Here is a 19489-nt window from a genome sequence, read left to right as displayed (position 1 = left end):
TCCCGTAGGAGACACTTGGATTCTGTCAGTCCCTACCTTGGAGGAACCGTTGGAATTCGACGTCCTTATCGAAATCCCGAAGGGCTCTCGTAACAAGTACGAGGTCGACCACGAGACCGGCCGTCTGCGGCTCGACCGGATGCTCTTCACCTCGACCCGTTACCCGGCCGACTACGGCTACGTCGAGGGCACGCTCGGCGAGGACGGCGACCCGCTGGACGCGCTGGTGATCCTGGACGAGCCGACCTTCCCCGGCTGCCTGATCAAGTGCCGCGCGATCGGCATGTTCCAGATGACCGACGAGGCCGGCGGCGACGACAAGCTGCTGTGCGTCCCGGCGACCGACCCGCGCTGGGAGCACCTGCGGGACATCCACCACGTGTCGGAGTTCGACCGCCTGGAGATCCAGCACTTCTTCGAGGTCTACAAGGACCTGGAGCCGGGCAAGTCCGTCGAGGGCGCCAACTGGGTCGGCCGCGCCGAGGCCGAGGCCGAGGTCACCGCTTCGATCAAGCGTCTGGCGGAGCAGGGCGGTCACTGAGCCGTCGTTCCGATCTCGTTCGATCAGGACAGTTCGAGGTAGGTCGGGGCAGCCGGAGGCCGGGGTTCGCGGATTCGTCCGCGGCCCCGGCCTTTGCCGTTTCCGGGGTTCGGGCGGAGAGTGGGTTTTGCCGACAGGCTGCCGGCAAGACGTGAGATTAGGTTAGGCTAACCAAAATCGTCGGCGCCGAATCCGATCCCTGGAGGCCGCATGCCCACGCCCGAGCCCGTCCCGTTCTCCACCGTGCTCCGCACCGCGAGCAGCGAGGAGCACGCGGCCGCGGAACACTCCTCGTTCATGAGCCACCTGCTCGACGGGCGGCTCGGGATCGAGGCCTACGCCGACCTCACCGGCCAACTCTGGTACGTCTACCGGGCGCTGGAGGCCCGGGCGGAGCAGCTGGCGGAGCACCCGCTGGCCGGGCCGTTCATCGACCGGGCGCTGCTGCGCACCGCCGCCATCGAGGCCGACCTGGCGCACCTGCGCGGGCCGGACTGGCGGGACGGGCTGGCGCCGCTGCCGGCCACTGCCGCGTACGTCGCGCGGGTGGAGGCGCTGGCCGCCGAGTGGCCGGGCGGGTACCTCGCACACCACTACACCCGCTACCTGGGCGACCTGTCCGGCGGGCAGATCATCCGCGGTGTGGCCGAGAGGACCTGGGGCTTCGAGCGCAAGGGCGACGGCGTGCGGTTCTACGTCTTCGAGGAGGTCGGGAACCCGGCCGCCTTCAAGCGCGCGTACCGGGAGAAGCTGGACGCGGCCGGGCTGGCGATGGACGAGATGGAGCGCCGCCGGGTGGTCGAGGAGTGCAAGCGCGCCTTCGTCCTCAACGGGGCGGTCTTCCGCGACCTGGACGCGCGCTACCCGCTGAGCGCGTAGCCGGTTCCCGATGGAACGGCCCCGGCGAGCAGGGTGCTCGCCGGGGCCGCCGCGCGTCCCGGGGGTGCTTCAGGACTGCGCGCCGCGCCGGTTGCGGACCAGCGCGGTGGCGCTGCCGCCGACCAGCAGCAGACCGGCGGCGGTGGCCAGCAGCGGGACCACCGGGGCCCCGAAGCCGGTCGCGGCCAGCACACCGCTGGTGCCGCCCGGGCCGGAGGTCGTCAGCGAGGCGCCGCCGACCGGGCCGGCACCCGAACCCTGGCCGCCCACGGCCGCGTTGGAGCCGCCGGTGGTCGTCCCGCCGACCGGCGGGGCGGTCGGCAGCTGGGCGTTCCTGTCGAAGGCCAGCGTGATGCTGACCGGGTCGAGGGCCGTGCCCTCCGGGTAGTTGGAGAACACCGGCACGCCCTCGGCGGTGAGCGTGGCCGGGACGGCGGAGAGCGTCACCACGCCGTTGACCGGCGCCAGACCGGACTTGGGCAGGTCGAGCTTGGCGATCCGTGCGCCGCTCAGCGAAGTCGCCTTGCCGTCGGGGGACTTGCCGTTCACGTCGGCGGTCAGGAAGGCGCCGCCGCGGTCGATCGTCAGGCCCAGCTCGGAGAGCGTGGTGTCGAGCGCGTAGCCGTCCTTGCCGGGGTGGCCGAGGAAGCGGACCGAGCCGTTGAAGCCGGCCGCGACCGAGTGGTCGGCGGTGTTGTAGCTGCCGGTGGCGCCACCGAAGCGGTAGTCGGCCGCGCCACCGCCGAACTCGACCTTGCCGGCGGCCATCGGGCCGGCGAGGTACGTGCGGAAGCTCTCCTTGACGGTCCAGTCGAGGGTGCCGTTCACGACGGCGAGCCGGCCGGTACCGGTGGGCGTGGGGGTGGCCGTCCCGGTCGGGGAGGCGGTGGGCGTCGCGGTTGCGGTTGCGGTTGCGGTGGCGGTGGCACTCGCGGACGGGGACTGCGTGGCGGACGGCGAGCCGGTGGGGGTTGTCGTCGCGCTCGCCGAGGCCGTGACGGTGGGCGTGACCGTGGACGTGGCCGACGCCGAGGAGGCGGCCGAGGGCGAGGCGGTCGGGGACGGCGTCGAAGCGCTCTGCTTCAGCAGCAGCGACAGCGGGTCCATCTCCGTCCTGGCCTGGTAGAAGCCGGCGAACGCCTTGGCCCCCTGCTCGGTCAGCCTGGCGGCCGTGGCCGACCCGTTGGTGGTGTCCCGCCCGACGGTGAACGTCACCAGCGGCACGTCGTCCCGTCGGGTGATCTCGGTGGCGCCCATCGACTCCTTGGACGCGGTGTCGGCGGTGAGCGTGCCGGTGGTCCCCGAAGTGGTGATCCTCAGGTCGCTGAGCGCGATGTCCAACGCGCCGTGGTGGGCGGTGAAGCGGACCCCGCCGGCGAAGGACGAGCTCAGCGCGTGCGTCGTCAGGTCGTACTTCGCGCTCGCCAGGCCGAAGTGGAACGTGCCGTCGGCGTTGGTCGTCGCGCCGCCGGTCAGTTCGACGGCACCGCCCTGGGAGGCCGGTCCGGTGACGTAGCTGCGGAAGCTGCTCTTCACGCCCCAGTCCAGCGCGCCGGTGTCGTACGTGACGCTGCCCGGGCCGCCCGCGCCGAAGGCCAGCGCGGGGGCGCCGAGGGCGGTCAGGCCGACGCCGGCGGTGGCGGCGGCCAGGGCGGGCAGGGCGGCCAGCCGGATGCGGTTGCGGGACATGGTGGTTACTCCATTCGGGGGAGGCGGGAAAGGGTGAGGGGGACGGCCGCCGACGTCAGGCGTCGGACCCGGCAGCGGGGGCAGCGCGGCGGCGCCGGACGAGCAGCCCGCCCGTCGCGGCCAGCGCGGCCACCAGCACCGCGCCGCCTGCCACGGCCGACACCGGGACGCCCGACGAGTCCGAGGACTCAGAGGAATCCGGCGAGGACGCGGCGACCGGCTCGGCGGACGGGGTCCCGCTCGGGCTCGACGCGGCGGCCGGGGCGCTGCCGATGTCCGGCAGCGGGGGCAGCGCGGCGGCCGGGTCGAGGGTGACGGCGAAGCTCAGCGGGTCCATCTCGGTGCCGGCCGGGTAGAGGCCGCCGAACGCCCTGGCGCCCGTCTCGGTGAGCTTCAACGGCAGCTCGACGGCCTTCAGCAGACCGCCCTCGGGCTTGAGGCCGACCGGGTCGAAGACGGCCAGCTCGGCGCCGGTGAGCTGCCGGCCGGCGCCGTCCGGGGTCCGGCCGGAGACGTCCGCGACCAGCCGGCCCCGCCCGCCGGCCACGGTGACGCCGGGGTTGGCAAGGGTGAGGTCCAGGCCGTAACTCCCGCCGGTGCGCAGGCCGGTGAAGCGTACGGTGCCGGTGAAGGCGGCGGTGAGGTCGCCGCTCGCCGGGTCGTACGTGCCCTTGGCCGGGGTCCAGCGGAAGAACGCACCGCCGTCCGCGGCCCCGGCGCCGAGCTCCCAACGGCCCTGGGCGATGGCGCCGGTGACGTAGTCGCGGAAGGTGCGGCGCACGCCCCAGTCGAGGGCGCCGTTGCCGAACTCGGTCCGCGCGGGGGCCGGGGCCGCCAGCGCGGCGGTCGGGGCCGGCTCGACAGAGGGCGCCGCGCTGGACGTTGGTGTGGCCGAAGTCGGCTGCGCGGCAGGCAGGTTGACCGAGAGTGCGAGCGGGTCGAGGGCCGTCCCGGCGGCGTAGAAGCCGCCGAAGGCCTTCGCCCCGGCGTCGGTCAGGGTGGCCGGCACACTGCTCAGCGTCAGGGTGCCGGCCGCGCCGCGCAGGTCGACGCCGGCCAGCGAGAGGTCGGCCAGCTTGGCCTGGCTCGCGCTGCTGACCTGGCCGGTCTCCCTGGACTTGCTGCTGACGTCCGCGTAGAGCCCGGCCGCGCCGCCCTGGACGGCCCGGAAGGTGACCCGGCCGAGGCTCAGGTCGAGCGCGTCGGCGCCGTTCTCCTGGTGCCCGGTGAAGCGGACCCCGCCTGAGAAGGCAGCGGTCAGCGCGCCGGTCGCCGGGTCGTACGTGCCGTTCGCGGAGTGGAACCGGAAGGTACTGCCGCCGACCGTGGCCGCACCCCCGGTCAGCGCCCAACTCCCCTTGGCGATCGGCCCGGTGACGTACGTCAGGAAGGACTGTTTGACGCCCCAGTCGAGCCGCCCGCCGGACACCCTGCCCTCCGCAGCCGCCGCCGGGCCGGGCGACAGGCCCACCGCCAGCAGGGCGGCGAGGGCGGCCACCAGGGCGGCGGCCAGGCGGCGGAGCCGGTGGGGCAGGGGCACGGCGGATCACTCCTCGGCACGACATCGGGACACGGCAAGGGGAGGGCGCGGCGGAGCACCGACCCTCTTGCGAAACTCAGGTAAGGCTAACCTAATATATGAGTCAAGAGTCCCCGTCGGCCGCCTTCCCCACCCGGGCCGAGGCGGCGACAACTCCCAGCGAAGGGAAGCATGTTGAGCAGCAGTACGATCCGATCCCGAGCGGCCCGCGGGCCCGCCCTCCTGCTGCTCGCCCTCGGCCTGCTGCTCGCCCTGACCGCCTGCGGCCCGGCCACCGGGTCCGACGGAGCAGCCGCGGCGGGCCCCTCCCGCGCCCCCGACGCGGTCGAACCGCTGCCCACCGAGCCGACCCCGCAACTCCCGGCCACCGCCGTCTCCGCCGACGGCCGCCAGATCACCGTCACCAGCGCCGACCGGATCATCCCGCTCAACGGCAGCCTCGCCGAGCTCGTCTTCAGCCTCGGCCTCGGCCCCAGGGTCGTCGCCCGGGACGTCTCCACCACCTTCCGGCAGGCCGCCGCGCTGCCGGTGATCACCCAGGCCCACGACGTCTCCGCCGAGGGCGTGCTCTCGCTGCACCCCACCGTCGTCCTCGCCGACCGCTCGACCGGCCCGGCCGAGGCCGTCGCGCAGATCCGCGCGGCCGGCGTCCCGCTGCTCGTCCTGGACGACGCCAAGCAGCTCGCCGACGTCGGCCCGCGCATCGACGCCGTCGCCGCCGCCCTCGGAGTCCCGGACGCCGGACGGCAGTTGAAGGAGCGCACCGAGCAGCGGATCGGCGCGGCCAGGGCCGCCCTGCCGGCCACCGGCCGCCACCCCAAGGTCGCCTTCCTCTACCTGCGCGGCAGCGCCTCCGTCTACCTCCTCGGCGGCCCGGCCTCCGGCGCCACCTCGCTGATCGAGGCGGTCGGCGGCGAGGACGCCGGCAAGGCCGCCGGGCTCACCGGCGACTTCACCCCGCTCACCAGCGAGGCCCTGGTCAAGGCCGCCCCCGACGCGATCCTGGTGATGAGCAAGGGCCTGGACTCGGTCGGCGGCGTCGACGGCCTGCTCAAGCTGCCCGGCGTCGCGCAGACCCCGGCCGGGCTCGACCGCCGGATCGTCTCCGTCGAGGACGGCCAGCTGCTCAGCTACGGCCCGCGCACCCCGCAGGTGCTGCGCGAGATCGCCGAGCAGCTCTACCCGGCGGACGCCAAGTGAGCACCGCCGTACGGGAGAAGGCCGTACGGCTGCCCAAGGTGCGCAACCGCACCACGCTGATCACCGCCGGGCTCACGGCCGCCCTCGTGCTCTGCGCGCTGCTCGCGGCCGGTATCGGCGCCTACCGCATCCCGCTCGGCGACCTGCTCGCCTCCGCCGCCCACCGGGCCGGCCTCGGCGGGCACGCCCTGGACCGGGTGCCCGAGTCGGTGCTGTGGAACGTCCGGCTGCCCCGGGTCGTCCTCGCCCTGCTGGTCGGCGGCTCGCTGGGCTGCGCCGGGGCGCTGATGCAAGGCGTGTTCGGCAACCCGCTCGCCGAGCCCGCCGTGATCGGCGTCTCGTCCGGCGGCGCGGTCGGCGCGGTGGCCTGCATCGTGCTCGGCCTCGACGCCCTCGGCAGCTGGACGGTCACCGCCTTCGCCTTCGCCGCCGGCCTGCTGACGGTCTTCGCGGTGTACGCGATGTCCCGCTCCGGCGGGCGCACCGAGGTGGTCACGCTGATCCTCACCGGGGTCGCGGTGAACGCCTTCTGCGGCGCGCTGATCGGCATCTTCCTCTTCACCGCCGACTCCGCCGCGATCAGCCAGGTCACCTTCTGGCAGCTCGGCTCGCTCGCCCAGGCCACCTGGGGCAAGGTGCTCGCCGTCCTGCCGTTCGCGGCGGCCGGCCTGGCCGTCGCGCCGCTGTACGCCCGCCGGCTGGATCTGCTCGCGCTCGGCGAGCGCCCGGCCCGCCACCTCGGGGTGGACGTCGAGCGGATGCGGCTGGTGCTGATCACCGTGGTCGCGCTGCTCACCGCCGCGGCCGTCGCGGTCAGCGGCATCATCGGCTTCGTCGGGCTGGTCGTCCCGCACCTGCTGCGGATGGTGGCCGGGCCGGGCCACCGGTTCCTGCTGCCCGCCTCCGCGCTCGGCGGGGCGCTGGTCCTCGTCGCCGGGGATCTCGCGGCACGGACCGTGGCCGAACCGGCCGAACTGCCGCTCGGCGTGCTCACCGCGCTGATCGGCAGCCCGTTCTTCTTCTGGCTGCTGCGCCGGACCAGGACCAGGCAGGGAGGCTGGGCATGAGACTGCGCCGCCACCAGGAGATCCCCGAACGGCCGCTCCCCGGCGCCGAGTTGCTGTCGGCCGAGGCCGTCCGCCTGACCGTCGGCGGGCGCGACCTGCTGGCCGGCGCGTCGGTCCGGGTCGCCGCGGGCGAGGTGGTCGCGCTGCTCGGCCCGAACGGCGCCGGCAAGTCCACCCTGCTGTCCGTCCTGGCCGGGGACGCCGTGCCGGCCGCCGGCGAGGTCCGGCTGCACGGCCGTCCGCTGGACGGCTACGGCCCCGCCGAGCTCGCCAGGCACCGCGCGCTGCTGCCGCAGGCCGCGGCGCTGTCCTTCCCGTTCCCGGCCGGCGAGGTGGTCCGGATGGGCCGCGCCCCCTGGACGGGGACGGCGGCCGCCGCCGAGGACGAGACGGTGGTCGCCGAGGCGATGGCGGCCACCGAGTCCGCCGCCTTCGCCGAGCGCCCGTTCACCGCCCTCTCCGGCGGCGAACGGGCCCGGGTCGCGCTGGCCCGGGTGCTGGCCCAGCGCACCCCGCTGCTGCTCCTGGACGAGCCGACCGCCGCCCTCGACCTGCGCCACCAGGAGCTGGTGCTGCGGGTGGCCCGGGCGCGGGCCGCCGCCGGGGACGGCGTGGTCGTCGTCCTGCACGACCTCTCGCTGGCGGCGGCCTACGCGGACCGGGTGGTGCTGCTGGCCGGCGGGGCCACGGTCGCGGACGGGCCGGTCGCCGAGGTGCTGCGCGCGCCGCTGCTCAGCGAGGTGTACGGGCACCCGGTCGAGGTGCTGCCGCACCCGCGCACCGGAGTGCCGCTGGTCCTGCCCGAACGGGACTGACGGCGCTCAGTCCTCCAGCCGGAAGCCGATCTTGAGCCCGACCTGGTAGTGCTTGATCTGGCCGTCCTCCAGGTGGCCCCGGACCTGCGTCACCTCGAACCAGTCGAGGTTGCGCAGCGTCCGGGAAGCCCGTTCCACGCCGTTGCGGATGGCGGCGTCGACGCTCTCGGTCGAGGACCCGACGATCTCGGTCACCCGGTACACGTGCTCGGTCATGGCGAACTCCTCAGCTGTGCGACGGCCCCAAATCCACCGTGCACCGCCCCGGGTCCGCCCGCACGCCGACGCCCGCGACCATCGTCGACAGCGCTGCTGGGCCCAACTTCAAAGACGGGCGCTAGAACGCCGCCCGGACGTGCCCGACCGGGGCGCCGCCGCCGAGCAGCAGGGACGCGCCGATCCGCTCGACGGTGTCGTCCGCGCCGCTCACCCCGAGCCGGCGCAGCGCCGCCGCCAGGACCGGTCCGCGGGCCCGCTCCGCGCCGTCGTCGATCTTGAAGGCGAGCGCCCGCCCGTCCGGCAGCGCCACCACCTGGACGGCCTCGGCGCCCATCTTGGAGAGTGCGCCCGGGACGGCCCGCATCAGCCAGGTGTCGGCGCGGCGGGTGCCGGCGACGTACTCGGGGTGGGCGCGCATCGCGTCGGCCACCCGCCGCTGCGGGGTGCCCTCGGCGGCCAGCACCAGCCCCCGGTAGGCGCGGGCCAGGCCGGTCAGGCTGACGGCCAGCAGCGGCGCGCCGCAGCCGTCCACCCCGGCGTGCGCGGAGGTCTCGCCGGTGCCCTCCTCCAGGGCCTCCCGGGCCAGCACCTGGACGGGGTGGGCCGGGTCGAGGTAGCCCTCGGTGTCCCAGCCGTTGGCGACGCAGGCGGCCAGCCAGCCGGCGTGCTTGCCGGAGCAGTCCATCAGGATCGGGGCGCGCTCGCCGCCGGAGCGGAACAGCAGCTCGGCCTCGGTCTCGTCGAGCGGCAGCTCGGCCGGGGTGCGCAGGGCGGACTCGTCCAGCCCCGCGGAGGCCAGGATCGCCCGCACACCCTCGCGGTGAAACGATTCTGCGGAGTGGCTGGAGGCCGCCAGCGCCAGCAGCTCGCCCTGGAGCTCCAGCCCGGCCCGCAGAGTGGCCACCGCCTGGAACGGCTTGGCGGTGGACCGGGGGAAGACCGGCGCGTCGGGGTCACCGAGCGCGAACTCGACCGAGCCGTCGGCGGCGAGCAGCACCAGGGAGCCGTGGTGGCGGCCCTCGGTGAAGCCCGAGCGTATGACCTCGGCGAGCACGTGCGGGGTGGCGGACTGGGACATGGCGAAGGCCTTCCGGGGCGAGGGTGGACCGGGGGCGAGCCGGGCCCCACCCGCCCATGGTGCCTCACCTTGGTCAGAGCGGGCCGCCCGCGAGCAGGTCGTCGACCCGTGCTTCCCCATCACGGTACCTGCGCGTGATCTCGGCATTGCAACCGTCCGCCGTGCGCAGCAGCCCCTGCCGCCGCCCGGACACCTCCCGCTCGTGCGCCCGCAGCCGCTCCAGCGCGTCGAGCAGCTCCTCGGCGGGGTGCGCGGCCAGGTCGGCGAGCTGGACGTCGCCCATCAGCGCCTCCGCCTCCAGCTGCGACTCGTGGCCGCGCGGCGGCCCGAGGGTGACGTGCCGGGCCGAGCGCCGGACGCTGGAGGGCGCGTCGGTGAGGATGGCCGGCAGCCGGTCCAGCAGGTCCCCGGGCGGTCCGTCGGCGACGCCCGTCCCGGCGGGCCGGACCGGGCCGCCGGGACGGCGGTCGAGTTCGGCGCGCAGGATGTCCATCCGCCCGTGCAGCAGCCGCCGCAGGTAGGAGAGGTCGGCCTCCTGCTCCAGGGTCTCCCGGCGCAGGATCCGCAGCTGGTCGAGGCCCAGCCGCCCCAGATCGGGCCCGCCCTCGTCGGCCACCCGCCCGGACCGGTCCTGCGCCGCGCTGCTCGCGTCCATCAACCAACCACCTGCCGTCGTCACGATCCCGCCCGCTCGCGGCACCCCGTCCCTGCCGCCGGTCCGACCCGTCCCCCGACGGGCCGCGTACGTCCCGTCCGATGGCACGCCCGGGGCACCCCCGAAAGTTCCGGTTCCCGGCGGATACCACCCGTCGGGGCGACACCACCAGAACACCTGACCTACCGGCTCGACCGCCCGTCCGAACCCTGGACCCGTTGCGGCGGACCTCATGGCGCCCCGGGCCGTCTGTACGGTCCCCCAGCGTGCCACCCCGCCCGGCGCGGGCGCACCGGCCGTGCACCCGAACGGCCCCCTGGCGAACGGGGGTGGCTGATATGACCAAGCCTTTCCGCTGGGAGAGCGGCGCCCGAACCCTCGCAGGCGCGCACTACCCGGCGCGCGCCGCCCATCGATGCGCCTACCCGACGTGCGCGTGGATCCGCCGCCGGACGGCCCGGACGGCTCCGGCACAATGGCCGCATGCGAGCAGTGGTGCAGCGAGTGACCGAGGCCAGGGTGACGGTGGCCGGCGAGACCGTCGGCGCGATCGAGGGGCCCGGGCTCTGCGTCCTGGTCGGCGTCACCCACGACGACACCCCCGCCAAGGCCGCCCAGCTGGCCCGCAAGCTGTGGACGCTGCGCCTGCTGCCCGCGGACGAGAACGGCGTCGAGCAGTCCTGCTCCGACCTCGCCGCCCCGCTGCTGGTGATCAGCCAGTTCACCCTCTACGGCGACGCCCGCAAGGGCCGCCGCCCCACCTGGAACGCCGCCGCCCCCGGCCCCGTCGCCGAGCCGATGGTGGACGAGGTGGTCGCCCAGCTGCGCGCGCTCGGCGCCAAGGTGGAGACGGGCCGGTTCGGCGCCGACATGCAGGTGGCGCTGGTGAACGACGGCCCGTTCACCGTCCTCGTCGAGGTCTGAGCAACTGCGGGGTCACTGCGGGACGATCACGTCCTGGGTGCCCGGCACCGTCCCGGCCAGCAGCACCGCGTCGACCGGCACGTTCCGCTTGACGATCGCCAGTGCGATCGGCCCGAGCTCGTGGTGGCGGGCCGAGGACGTGACGAAGCCGAGCGGCCGCCCGTCCGGGTCCGAGGCGAGCCGCACCTCCGTGCCGTGCGGGGGCAGCGACTCCTCGGTGCCGTCCAGGTGCAGGAAGACCAGCCGGCGCGGCGGGCGGCCCAGGTTGTGCACCCGGGCGACGGTCTCCTGCCCGCGGTAGCAGCCCTTCTGCAGGTGGACTGCGGTGCGCAGCCAGTCCACCTCGTGCGGGATGGTCCGGTGGTCGGTCTCGAAGCCGAGCCGGGGCCGGTGGCCCTCGATCCGCAGCGCCTCGTACGCCCAGACCCCGGCCGCCGGGCCGTACCCGGCGGTCAGCTTCTCCAGCTCGGCGCGCGGCAGGAACAGGTCCCGCCCGTACGGGAGTTCGCGCACCGCGGCGGCGCCGTCGGCGGGGCCGGTGGAGCCGGCCGGCAGGTGCACCACGGCGTAGTCGGCGGTCGCGTCGGCCACCTCGACCCGGTAGAAGAACTTCATGCTCTCCAGATAGGCCACCAGCGCCGTCTGGGTGCCCGGCTCGACGTGCGCCCACGTGGTGGTGCCGTCGTCGACCAGGTAGAGCGCGTGCTCGACGTGTCCGTGCGGGGAGAGCACCAGCGCCTCGGTGGCCTGCTGCGGCGGCAGCGCGCTGACGTGCTGGGTGAGCAGCAGGTGCAGCCAGGAGAGCCGGTCGTCGCCGGTGACGGTGATCACGCCGCGGTGCGAGAGGTCCACGAAGCCCGTGCCCTGCGCGAGGTTGCGTTGCTCCCGGAAGATGTCGCCGTAGTGGGCGGCGACCCCCTCGTCGGCTCCCTCGGCGGGGACGGCTCCGGGCAGGGCAAGCAGCGGGCTCTTCATACCGGCCAGCTTACGACCGGCTGTTCGCGCGCTTGGCAGTGCAGTCGGCGCAGCGGCCGAAGATGGCGAAATGCTTGAGGTCGGTGTCGAAACCGTGCTCCGCGCGCAGGCTCCGGATCAGCGGCTCGGCGATCTCGGTGCCGGTCTCGGTGACCTTCTCGCAGTCCCGGCAGACCAGGTGCAGGTGGTGGTGGCGGCCGGCCAGGTGGTACGTCGGGGCGCCGTGGCCCAGGTGCGCGTGCGAGACCAGGCCGAGCTCCTCCAGGAGCTCCAGGGTCCGGTAGACGGTGGAGATGTTGATGCCGCTGGCGGTCTGCCGGACGTGGCACAGGATGTCGTCCGGGGTGGCGTGGTCGAGGACGTCGACGGCCTCCAGCACGAGCTGACGCTGGGGCGTCAGCCGGTAGCCGCGTTCGCGCAGGTCGGCCTTCCAGTCTCCGGAGAGCTGCCAGTCGGTGGTGCCGGTGTCCGCCACGGTGCTGTCCCTGCCAAGTCGGGGGTCCTGAGGCAAGTGTAGGGACCGGCCGCGGGCCGGTCCCTACCTCGTGCGCCGAGGGCTGTGCTCAGCTCACTTGAAGGCTGTGCTCACTCGCGCTGTGCTCACTTGAAGAAGGCGATGCCGTCGTCCGGCAGGTCGTTGATGTCCTTGATCAGCTGGGCCGGGCTGAGCACCTTCTTCAGCTGCGCGGACATGTACGGCCGCAGCGGCACGTTCGGGGCGGCCTTCTCGCCGACCCAGAGCAGCTCCTCGTTGACGAAGCCGTACAGCCGCTTGCCGCCCGAGTACTCCGGCGAGCCCTCGATCCGGGCCACCGCGTCGGTGGAGACGTCGATCTGCGGCTTGCCGTCGGCCAGCTCGCCGTACCAGATCTCCACGGTGCCGTCGTCCCGGACGGAGGAGATCTCGATCCCCCGGGCACCGGTGGTGCCGCCCTGGTTGCTGGTGATGCGCCAGAACGCGTGCTCGTTCTCCAGCGGACGGACCTTCTCACCCTCGTTGTTCAGCACCCAGGTGCGGGAGCGGAACTCCAGGAAGGGGCGGCCGTCGTGCCGGATCACGATCTCCTGGCCGAAGTTGCACTTCTCGGTGCCGGGAAAGTCGTAGACACCCGCGCCCTCCCAGGTGCCGAGGAGGAAGGCGAGCGGGACGACGTCCTTGTGGAGGTCAGAGGGGATCTCGATCATGTTCCTGGTCGCTGTCGTCGGTGTGGGGCTGCTTCAACCGTACGGCAGGCTCAGCGCTGGCCCTGGTACAGCTTCATCACCGAGAAGATGGCGAACCAGGTGATCAGCACGGCCATGAGGGCCAGCAGACCGTCGAAGAAGATTTCCAGACCGGACACAGGGGGCTCCCAGGCGGCGACAGTGTGGTGGATTTTGCTGGCGCTCACTCTATCCGCCGGGCACCCACGGGTCGCGGTGAGCCCCACCACGTCGATATTCACGGGCCATCCAAGGTTTGCCCCCGCGATCCGGGGATTCCCGCATTCGGACGTTCCGGGCACTCTAAGGTGGCGCCATGCCGAAGAAACTCGTCATCAAGGTCACCGCCGGGGCGGACGCGCCGGAGCGGTGCTCGCAGGCGTTCACGGTGGCGGCCGTGGCCGTCGCCAGCGGGATCGAGGTCTCGCTCTGGCTGACCGGGGAGTCCTCCTGGTTCGCCCTGCCGGGACGGGCGGCGGAGTTCGAGCTGCCGCACTCGGCGCCGCTGCCCGACCTGCTGGAGTCGATCGTGGCGGGCGGCACGGTCACGCTGTGCACCCAGTGCGCGGTGCGGCGCGGGATCGAGCAGAAGGACACCGTCGATGGTGTCCGGATCGCGGGCGCGCAGGTCTTCGTCAGCGAGATCATGGGCGACGGCGTCCAGGCGCTCGTCTACTAGAAACGTGACTACTGGGAACGCAACTACCAGCTAGGGGCGCGACTCGTGGTCGGGGCGGTCCCGGTCGTGGCCGGGCTCGTCCCACTTCGGGTCGTCCCAGCGCGGGTCGTTCCACCAGTCGTCGTCCGGGTCGCGCTTGTTGGCGAACACCGCCGCGGCCGGCGGGATGACCATCGCGACCACGCACATGCCGATCGCCACGGGCACGGAGAAGAACCGCACCACGCCCCAGGCCAGGACGAACATGCCCAGGCACACACCCATCATGGCGAAGTAGTAGCGTCGCCGCCGCCTTGCCTGCACGCCTCCACGGTACGACCGAGGGCCCTGCCGCGGCAGGGCCCTCGGTGTGTCGGTCTTTCGTGGATCGGACCGCGCCTTTGTGGATCAGACCGCGATCGCGACCTCGACGGCGGTGCCCTGGGAGGCCACCACCTGACGGTCCACGGTCTGGCCCGGCACCAGCGCGCGCAGGGTCCACTTGCCCGGGCGGGCGAAGAACCGGAACTGGCCGGTCGCCGAGGTGGGCACCTCGGCCGTGAACTCACCGCCCTCGTCGAGCAGCCGGACGTAGCCGTTGACCGGCTCTCCGTCGCGGGTCACCGAACCCTGGATGATCGTCTCGTTCGCCACGTCAACTCCTGCCAGGTCCGGCCCGCCGGCCTTCGCACCGCACATGTCCTGTCTTCCCTTCTGACTTACGGTCGAGCCGTGGCTCAGTTGCTGCCGAGCTCGATCGGCACGCCGACGAGGCTGCCGTACTCGGTCCACGAACCGTCGTAGTTCTTCACGTTCTCCTGGCCGAGCAGCTCGTGCAGGACGAACCAGGTGAGCGCGGAGCGCTCGCCGATGCGGCAGTAGGCGATGGTGTCCTTCGCCAGGTCGATGCCCTCGGCCTCGTACAGGGCCTTGAGCTCGTCGTCGCTCTTGAAGGTGCCGTCGTCGTTGGCGTTCTTGGCCCACGGGATGTTGCGGGCGCTCGGCACGTGGCCGGGGCGCTGCGACTGCTCCTGCGGGAGGTGGGCCGGGGCGAGCAGCTTGCCGGAGAACTCGTCGGGCGAGCGGACGTCGACCAGGTTCAGGGTGCCGATGGCCGCGATCACGTCGTCGCGGAAGGCGCGGATCGAGGAGTCGACGGCCTGCGCCTTGTACGCGGTGGCCGCGCGGGCCGGCACCTCGGAGACGAGGTCGCGGGAGTCCAGCTCCCACTTCTTGCGGCCGCCGTCCAGCAGGCGGACGTCACCGTGGCCGTACAGCTTGAAGTACCAGTAGGCGTACGAGGCGAACCAGTTGTTGTTGCCGCCGTAGAGGACGACGGTGTCGTCGTTGGCGATGCCCTTGGCGCTCAGCAGCGCCTCGAAGCCGGCCTGGTCGATGAAGTCGCGGCGGACCGGGTCCTGGAGGTCCTTCTTCCAGTCGATCCGGACGGCGTTGCGGATGTGGTTCTTGTCGTACGCGGAGGTGTCCTCGTCGACCTCGACGATGACGACCTTCGGGTCGTCCAGGTGGGCCTGGACCCAGTCGGCGTCGACCAGGACGTCGCTGCGGCTCATGGTGATGTTCTCCATCCGAGGGCGGTTGGCGGAAGGTGCTGCTCAAGCGGGTGCTGTGCGGTGCCCGGACGACACCGGTCCGAAAGTCCGTCCGAATAGTGGGACGAAGATGGGTGTCCGGAGCGGCCGGGCGATGGATTGCGGTGTCCGGCGGCGACGGCCGGCCACAGCGGCCGGACGGGATCGCCGGGGAATCGGCGGCGGGCGGCAACTGCCCAGCCAGGATGCCGAGTTAGCGCATTCGACACAGACAGGCGGCCACGCGGCACAGGTCGACCGCCCGCCGCTTCGTGAGATCCGTCTGTCGCTTCATGCCGACGATGCTAGGGACACCGGAGGCCCGCTGTCATCAGCGTATCGAATAGCGAGACCAGAACGATCGAATACTGGGATTTGGCCTTTCCGTGGCCTACGGTCGGCGGCCGGGGGCCACCCGACGGCGCCCCGGGGCCGGAAACGACACCGCTCCGCGGTCCGCGCTGGACAGCGCGTCTCGCGGAGCGGAACTCACCCGGGAGTGTGAACAGTCAGCCGAGGAGCTTGACGCCCTTGCCGTCGAAGTTCAGCTGCAGGCCCTCCTCCAGCGGCGTCACCCCGTCCTTGTCGGCCAGCTTCAGCCCGGCCGGCAGCGAGTCCAGGGTGAAACTCACCGGCTCGATCTTCTGGTTGGTGACCCCCGCCAACATCCCGGCCAGCCCGCTGAGCTGGAAACCGTCCGCCGTCACGGTGTTCCCCTCGCTGTGCACCGAACCCTCACCCACCGGCAACGGGCCCAGCGAGGCCTTGATCTTCCCCGGCCCGCCGTACGACAGGCTCAGCCGGGTGTTGGAGCCCACCGGCAGCTTGCCCGCGCCCGGCATCAGCTGCGCCGCCGGCGGCAGCAGCTGGGCGAGGTCCGCGTACGAGATCAGGCCACTGCCGGTGCCGCTGTCCACCGTGGCGCTGTTCATGCTGTCGCTCACCTTGACGCCCGACAGCCGGGCCTTGAACGAGTGCAGCGCCACCTGGTGGCCGCCGTCCCCGACGGTCAGGCCGTCGGCCGAGATCCGGACGTCGTCCAGCTTCTTCGACAGCACCTGGGTGAGGAACGGGAAGCCCCCGATCGACACTTCCGGCCGCTGGCTCATCCGGCCGCTGCTCACCATCCGGTCGGCGGCCTGGTCCTCGGCCACCCCGACCGCGATCCGGTCGGCGCCCACCAGCAGCCCGGAGAGCACCACCAGGCCGATCGTCGCCTTCAGCCAGCCGCGCATCGCTCTCCCCCGTCGTCGCCGGTCGTCGTCGTTCGCCGCCTCGCGGCGGCGGCCCCCAACGAGGCCGCTCCCGCACGACCGTACGACGTCCCGCCCCGGAACATGGTTCCGGGGCGGGACGTCGAGGGGCGGGCGATCAGGCCGGCAGGGCGGTCGCGATCCAGATCAGCGGCGCGGCCACCGCGAGCGGCAGGGCGACGCCCGCCGTCATGTGCACGAACCGGGACGGGAAGTCGTACGCCGCCACGCGGCGGCCGACCAGCGCGCCCACGCCCGCCAGCGCCCCCAGCCACAGCGGCGCACCCACCAGCAGGCCCAGCAGCACCGCCGCCACCAGGCCCAGCACCGGGCCCAGCTGCTTCGGGCCCGGCAGCGGCGCCGCGGCCAGCACGGTGGCCAGCGCGACCGCGCCGACCCCGGCCGGGACCCAGTCGGCCAGCAGCAGCGTCGTGCAGAGCGCCGTCACCACCGTGGCCGAGCCGAGCACCGTCAGGGCGTAGAACCGCTCCTTCGGGTCCGACGGACGGAACGTCTGCAGCACCAGGACCAGCAGGAAGAAGCCGCCGAGGGTGCCCACCACGGCCGCGATGCCGCCGCGGGAGTCCGCCAGCAGCACCGCCGCGTCCGCCGTGAAGCCGGCCAGCGCGGCGAGGGCGATGCCCTGGCGGGCCGGCCACATGCCGTTCAGCCGGAACCAGCCGGCCGCCGTCAGCACCTGGAGCAGCGCGACCACCAGGGCCAGCGCGACCTGGCCGAGCGCGGCACCGCCGGCCAGCAGGGCCGCGACGCCCGCGGTGATCAGCGCGGGCTGGAGGCCCGGGTCGATGATCGGCGAGCCGGTACGGGCGGGCGGGGCGGCGGGCGGCGCGGGCTGCGGCACGGGCTGCGCCGGGACGGCCGCGTACGGCGCCGCGGGAACGCCGGGGGCCGCGGGGGCGGCCGGGCGCTTGAGCGTCATGGTCGGCTGGTCGAAACCGGGCGCGGGGGCCGGGGGCGCGACCGGCGCCGCGTGCTGCGGCGGCGCCGCATGCCGGGGCGGGGCCGGGGCCGTGTACTGCGCGGGAGCCGGAGCAGCGTGCTGTGGCGGAGCCGGCGCCGCATGCCGAGCCTGGGGCTGGGGCTGGGGCTGGGGCTGGGGCGGGGCAACCGGCATCGCGCCGGAGACGACCACCGGCGGCAGCAGCGTGGTGGCCGCCGCGTCATCCATCGCCGGGACGGGCGGGAGCAGCGTCGTCGCCGCGTCGTCCATCGGCGGCTGAGCCTGCCCGTACCCCGGATGGCCGTACGGCGGGTACCCCTGCTGCGGCCCCTGCGGCTGCTGAGGCTGCTGAGGCTGCTGAGGCTGCTGCCAGCCGCCGTAGCCGCCGTTGTTCGCGTCGTTCATGTCCGTCACGCCGCTCACCCTCCCGCGAACGGCGGCAGCACCTCGACCGTCCCGCCCTCGCTGAGGGCGACGGTCGCGCGGTCCCGGCCGCCGACCTGGGCGCCGTCGACCAGGTAGGAGCAGTGCCCCAGCAGCTGGACGAGCTTCGGCCGGTCGGCGTGCCGCGCCTTGGCCGCCGCCAGCGCCTCGGCCAGGGTCGCCGCCTCGTACGGCTCCTCGGCCAGCCCGGCCTCGGACTTCGCCGCGGCCCAGTAGCGGATCGTCCCGCGCACCCGGGCGCCGCTCGCGGGCTCGGTGGTCGCGCCCATGGCAACCCCTTCTCGTCGTCCTCGCCCGGCCCGGTACCCCGGTCCGGGTCACCACCGGGGCGGCCGTCCGACCACTCGAAAGATGGACCCGCACGGTGCCGCCGATGTGCGTCCCATGATGGCGTGTCCGCCGCCGCGACCGGCAATCGCCCTGGCCGGGCGGGCCCGGAGGGCTGCTCGAAGCTGTGTCCAGGCTCACCCGGCGCGCGTCCGGAATACCCCAACCGCCGGATTCGAGCCCTCCCGGTGCGGGGGGAGGTCGGCTATCCTCGTGCTCCAAGAGGGATCCGGGCAGAGTCGCCCCCGGGTCCTTTTGTGCTTTCAGGACGCCAGTACGGACGTTCGTGCGATTCGTCGGCCCACCCCCGACGCAAAGCAGGAACCGCCCCGCCTCTCGCGGCACAACGACGTGCCCCGGCCGGCCGGGGCGTCGCCACCCCTGCGTCGGGCCGCCGCCCGGCGTGGGACAGGACCGGAGGGTTCACGGGATGAGCAGGGCAGAAACGGTGCGCCAGGGGTTGCGGGACCCCCGGCACGTGCGCCGCTCCGCCGTGCGCGCCGGTCGATCCTCCGATACGCCCCCGGCGCCCGTCCTCCTCCTCACGCTCACCCTCCCGTCGCCCACCGCCACCCTTCTCAGGGCGCGCTGCGCGCGGCACCTCCCTCAACGTGCGCCATACGGCTGTGGCGGCAGCCGAAAAGCGACCGCGACGACCCGGAAAGGGGACTACCGGGTATGAGTTCTCTCCTCCTCCTCACCAACGCGCTGCAACCCTCCGCAGAGGTACTGCCGGCCCTCGGCCTGCTGCTGCACAACGTCCGGGTGGCCCCCGCCGAGGGATCCGCCCTGGTGGACACCCCCAGCGCCGACGTCATCCTGGTCGACGGCCGCCGTGACCTGCCGCAGATCCGCAGCCTCTGCCAGCTGCTGCGCTCCACCGGCATCGGCTGCCCGCTGATCCTGGTGGTCACCGAGGGCGGCCTGGCCGCCGTCACCGCCGAGTGGGGCATCGACGACGTCCTGCTGGACACCGCGGGCCCGGCCGAGGTCGAGGCCCGGCTGCGGCTCGCGCTCGGCCGGCTCCAGGTCACCACCGACGACAGCCCGATGGAGATCCGCAACGGCGACCTCTCGGTCGACGAGGCCACCTACTCCGCCAAGCTCAAGGGCCGGGCGCTCGACCTCACCTTCAAGGAGTTCGAGCTGCTCAAGTACCTCGCCCAGCATCCCGGCCGGGTCTTCACCCGGGCGCAGCTGCTGCAGGAGGTCTGGGGCTACGACTACTTCGGCGGCACACGGACGGTGGACGTGCACGTCCGGCGGCTGCGCGCCAAGCTCGGCGTCGAGCACGAGCAGCTGATCGGCACCGTACGCAACGTCGGCTACCGGTTCGTCGTCCCGGAGAAGCAGGAGAAGGGCGAGCGCCCGGAGCTCGCCCAGCGCCCCTCCGCTCCGTTGGAGGCCTGACCGGCGGGCCGGGCGGGACCGATCCCGCCCGGCTTGTCCGGTTCGCCCCCTCGACACCC

Annotated in this window: 23 protein-coding genes; 8 read left to right on the top strand and 15 right to left on the bottom strand. The window is 73.5% G+C overall.

The features are described 5' to 3' along the window. Positions 1-49 precede the first annotated feature (49 nt). A complete protein-coding gene (locus tag KV557_RS29455; protein ID WP_030244505.1) occupies positions 50-541 on the top strand; it encodes an inorganic diphosphatase in 492 nt (163 codons plus the stop codon). Between the two features lie 210 nt (positions 542-751). Then, the gene (locus KV557_RS29450) at positions 752-1420 is read left to right on the top strand and encodes a biliverdin-producing heme oxygenase (RefSeq protein WP_218204567.1); all 669 of its coding nucleotides are present in this window, start codon (positions 752-754) and stop codon (positions 1418-1420) included. A gap of 69 nt (positions 1421-1489) precedes the next feature. On the opposite strand, the gene KV557_RS29445 is transcribed toward KV557_RS29450, so the two are convergent. Together KV557_RS29445 and KV557_RS29440 are read right to left on the bottom strand one after the other, a co-directional pair. After that, positions 1490-3109, bottom strand: coding sequence for an HtaA domain-containing protein (locus KV557_RS29445; protein ID WP_218204566.1), 1620 nt, complete (start codon positions 3107-3109; stop codon positions 1490-1492). Positions 3110-3164: 55 nt separating this feature from the next. Next, complete coding sequence (locus KV557_RS29440) at positions 3165-4649, bottom strand: HtaA domain-containing protein (protein WP_218204565.1); 1485 nt, start codon at positions 4647-4649, stop codon at positions 3165-3167. 171 nt (positions 4650-4820) lie between these two features. Between KV557_RS29440 and KV557_RS29435 the strand changes: the two genes are divergently transcribed. The 3 genes from KV557_RS29435 to KV557_RS29425 are packed head-to-tail and all read left to right on the top strand — an operon-like array spanning position 4821 to position 7731. Next, complete coding sequence (locus KV557_RS29435) at positions 4821-5849, top strand: heme/hemin ABC transporter substrate-binding protein (protein WP_218204564.1); 1029 nt, start codon at positions 4821-4823, stop codon at positions 5847-5849. 29 nt (positions 5850-5878) lie between these two features. Next, on the top strand, positions 5879-6916 hold the full coding sequence (locus KV557_RS29430) for a FecCD family ABC transporter permease (RefSeq protein WP_374106687.1): 1038 nt from the start codon (positions 5879-5881) through the stop codon (positions 6914-6916). Beyond that, entirely contained in the window at positions 6913-7731 is an 819-nt protein-coding gene (locus tag KV557_RS29425; RefSeq protein WP_218204562.1) for a heme ABC transporter ATP-binding protein, read from the top strand. Before KV557_RS29430 ends, KV557_RS29425 begins: the two co-directional genes overlap by 4 nt. A 6-nt stretch (positions 7732-7737) precedes the next feature. Here KV557_RS29425 and KV557_RS29420 read toward each other — a convergent pair whose 3' ends face one another. The 3 genes from KV557_RS29420 to KV557_RS29410 all read right to left on the bottom strand — a co-directional run bounded on the left by KV557_RS29420 (position 7738) and on the right by KV557_RS29410 (position 9683). Beyond that, on the bottom strand, positions 7738-7947 hold the full coding sequence (locus KV557_RS29420) for a dodecin (RefSeq protein WP_218204561.1): 210 nt from the start codon (positions 7945-7947) through the stop codon (positions 7738-7740). 121 nt (positions 7948-8068) lie between these two features. Continuing rightward, a complete protein-coding gene (locus tag KV557_RS29415) occupies positions 8069-9028 on the bottom strand; it encodes an asparaginase (protein ID WP_218204560.1) in 960 nt (319 codons plus the stop codon). Positions 9029-9101: 73 nt separating this feature from the next. Continuing rightward, positions 9102-9683, bottom strand: coding sequence for an RsiG family protein (locus tag KV557_RS29410; protein WP_218204559.1), 582 nt, complete (start codon positions 9681-9683; stop codon positions 9102-9104). A gap of 483 nt (positions 9684-10166) precedes the next feature. Here KV557_RS29410 and dtd point away from each other — a divergent pair, with 483 nt between their 5' ends. Beyond that, the gene (gene dtd, locus KV557_RS29405) at positions 10167-10607 is read left to right on the top strand and encodes a D-aminoacyl-tRNA deacylase (protein ID WP_218204558.1); all 441 of its coding nucleotides are present in this window, start codon (positions 10167-10169) and stop codon (positions 10605-10607) included. Positions 10608-10619: 12 nt separating this feature from the next. Here dtd and ygfZ read toward each other — a convergent pair whose 3' ends face one another. The 3 genes from ygfZ to KV557_RS29390 all read right to left on the bottom strand — a co-directional run bounded on the left by ygfZ (position 10620) and on the right by KV557_RS29390 (position 12767). Then, the gene (ygfZ, locus tag KV557_RS29400) at positions 10620-11582 is read right to left on the bottom strand and encodes a CAF17-like 4Fe-4S cluster assembly/insertion protein YgfZ (RefSeq protein ID WP_218204557.1); all 963 of its coding nucleotides are present in this window, start codon (positions 11580-11582) and stop codon (positions 10620-10622) included. 10 nt (positions 11583-11592) lie between these two features. Continuing rightward, positions 11593-12057, bottom strand: a complete 465-nt coding sequence (locus KV557_RS29395; protein ID WP_218204556.1) for a Fur family transcriptional regulator — start codon at positions 12055-12057, stop codon at positions 11593-11595. A 125-nt stretch (positions 12058-12182) separates the two neighbouring features. Continuing rightward, complete coding sequence (locus tag KV557_RS29390) at positions 12183-12767, bottom strand: FABP family protein (protein ID WP_218204555.1); 585 nt, start codon at positions 12765-12767, stop codon at positions 12183-12185. A gap of 334 nt (positions 12768-13101) precedes the next feature. On the opposite strand from KV557_RS29390, the gene KV557_RS29385 reads away from it, so the two are divergent. Further along, positions 13102-13464 (top strand): DsrE family protein, encoded by a 363-nt coding sequence (locus KV557_RS29385; RefSeq protein ID WP_218204554.1) that lies wholly within the window; start codon positions 13102-13104, stop codon positions 13462-13464. A gap of 30 nt (positions 13465-13494) precedes the next feature. Here KV557_RS29385 and KV557_RS29380 read toward each other — a convergent pair whose 3' ends face one another. The 7 genes from KV557_RS29380 to KV557_RS29355 all read right to left on the bottom strand — a co-directional run bounded on the left by KV557_RS29380 (position 13495) and on the right by KV557_RS29355 (position 17962). Beyond that, positions 13495-13767, bottom strand: coding sequence for a DUF3099 domain-containing protein (locus KV557_RS29380; protein ID WP_218204553.1), 273 nt, complete (start codon positions 13765-13767; stop codon positions 13495-13497). Between the two features lie 84 nt (positions 13768-13851). After that, positions 13852-14142, bottom strand: a complete 291-nt coding sequence (locus KV557_RS29375) for a DUF1416 domain-containing protein (protein ID WP_030059605.1) — start codon at positions 14140-14142, stop codon at positions 13852-13854. A 38-nt stretch (positions 14143-14180) separates the two neighbouring features. Further along, positions 14181-15017: a sulfurtransferase gene (locus tag KV557_RS29370; protein ID WP_218204552.1), complete on the bottom strand. Its 837-nt coding sequence runs from the start codon at positions 15015-15017 to the stop codon at positions 14181-14183. Positions 15018-15249: 232 nt separating this feature from the next. After that, positions 15250-15330 carry an Ms5788A family Cys-rich leader peptide gene (locus KV557_RS44960; protein ID WP_350517234.1) on the bottom strand — a complete coding sequence of 27 codons (81 nt, stop codon included), beginning with the start codon at positions 15328-15330 and terminating at the stop codon, positions 15250-15252. Between the two features lie 214 nt (positions 15331-15544). Then, a complete protein-coding gene (locus KV557_RS29365) occupies positions 15545-16270 on the bottom strand; it encodes an LmeA family phospholipid-binding protein (RefSeq protein WP_218204551.1) in 726 nt (241 codons plus the stop codon). Between the two features lie 136 nt (positions 16271-16406). Further along, positions 16407-17663 (bottom strand): hypothetical protein, encoded by a 1257-nt coding sequence (locus KV557_RS29360; protein ID WP_218204550.1) that lies wholly within the window; start codon positions 17661-17663, stop codon positions 16407-16409. Positions 17664-17668: 5 nt separating this feature from the next. Beyond that, a complete protein-coding gene (locus KV557_RS29355) occupies positions 17669-17962 on the bottom strand; it encodes a MoaD/ThiS family protein (protein ID WP_218204549.1) in 294 nt (97 codons plus the stop codon). A gap of 736 nt (positions 17963-18698) precedes the next feature. Between KV557_RS29355 and KV557_RS29350 the strand changes: the two genes are divergently transcribed. Further along, positions 18699-19430 carry a response regulator transcription factor gene (locus tag KV557_RS29350; protein ID WP_218204548.1) on the top strand — a complete coding sequence of 244 codons (732 nt, stop codon included), beginning with the start codon at positions 18699-18701 and terminating at the stop codon, positions 19428-19430. The last annotated feature ends 59 nt before the right edge of the window (positions 19431-19489 follow it).

Origin of the sequence: Kitasatospora aureofaciens, from assembly GCF_019192735.1 — a bacterium.
GTDB lineage: Bacteria > Actinomycetota > Actinomycetes > Streptomycetales > Streptomycetaceae > Kitasatospora > Kitasatospora aureofaciens_A.
Note: the sequence above shows the minus strand (reverse complement) of the source record. Positions and strands in the feature narration are given on the sequence as shown.

Coding starts and splice junctions, on each gene's coding strand:
- KV557_RS29450 (WP_218204567.1), top strand. CDS start 752: ATGCCCACGCCCGAGCCCGTCCCGTTCTCCACCGTGCTCCGCACCGCG.
- KV557_RS29445 (WP_218204566.1), bottom strand. CDS start 3,109: ATGTCCCGCAACCGCATCCGGCTGGCCGCCCTGCCCGCCCTGGCCGCC.
- KV557_RS29435 (WP_218204564.1), top strand. CDS start 4,821: ATGTTGAGCAGCAGTACGATCCGATCCCGAGCGGCCCGCGGGCCCGCC.
- KV557_RS29425 (WP_218204562.1), top strand. CDS start 6,913: ATGAGACTGCGCCGCCACCAGGAGATCCCCGAACGGCCGCTCCCCGGC.
- KV557_RS29420 (WP_218204561.1), bottom strand. CDS start 7,947: ATGACCGAGCACGTGTACCGGGTGACCGAGATCGTCGGGTCCTCGACC.
- KV557_RS29415 (WP_218204560.1), bottom strand. CDS start 9,028: ATGTCCCAGTCCGCCACCCCGCACGTGCTCGCCGAGGTCATACGCTCG.
- KV557_RS29410 (WP_218204559.1), bottom strand. CDS start 9,683: ATGGACGCGAGCAGCGCGGCGCAGGACCGGTCCGGGCGGGTGGCCGAC.
- dtd (WP_218204558.1), top strand. CDS start 10,167: ATGCGAGCAGTGGTGCAGCGAGTGACCGAGGCCAGGGTGACGGTGGCC.
- ygfZ (WP_218204557.1), bottom strand. CDS start 11,582: ATGAAGAGCCCGCTGCTTGCCCTGCCCGGAGCCGTCCCCGCCGAGGGA.
- KV557_RS29390 (WP_218204555.1), bottom strand. CDS start 12,767: ATGATCGAGATCCCCTCTGACCTCCACAAGGACGTCGTCCCGCTCGCC.
- KV557_RS29385 (WP_218204554.1), top strand. CDS start 13,102: ATGCCGAAGAAACTCGTCATCAAGGTCACCGCCGGGGCGGACGCGCCG.
- KV557_RS29375 (WP_030059605.1), bottom strand. CDS start 14,142: ATGTGCGGTGCGAAGGCCGGCGGGCCGGACCTGGCAGGAGTTGACGTG.
- KV557_RS29370 (WP_218204552.1), bottom strand. CDS start 15,017: ATGAGCCGCAGCGACGTCCTGGTCGACGCCGACTGGGTCCAGGCCCAC.
- KV557_RS44960 (WP_350517234.1), bottom strand. CDS start 15,330: ATGAAGCGACAGACGGATCTCACGAAGCGGCGGGCGGTCGACCTGTGC.
- KV557_RS29365 (WP_218204551.1), bottom strand. CDS start 16,270: ATGCGCGGCTGGCTGAAGGCGACGATCGGCCTGGTGGTGCTCTCCGGG.
- KV557_RS29355 (WP_218204549.1), bottom strand. CDS start 17,962: ATGGGCGCGACCACCGAGCCCGCGAGCGGCGCCCGGGTGCGCGGGACG.
- KV557_RS29350 (WP_218204548.1), top strand. CDS start 18,699: ATGAGTTCTCTCCTCCTCCTCACCAACGCGCTGCAACCCTCCGCAGAG.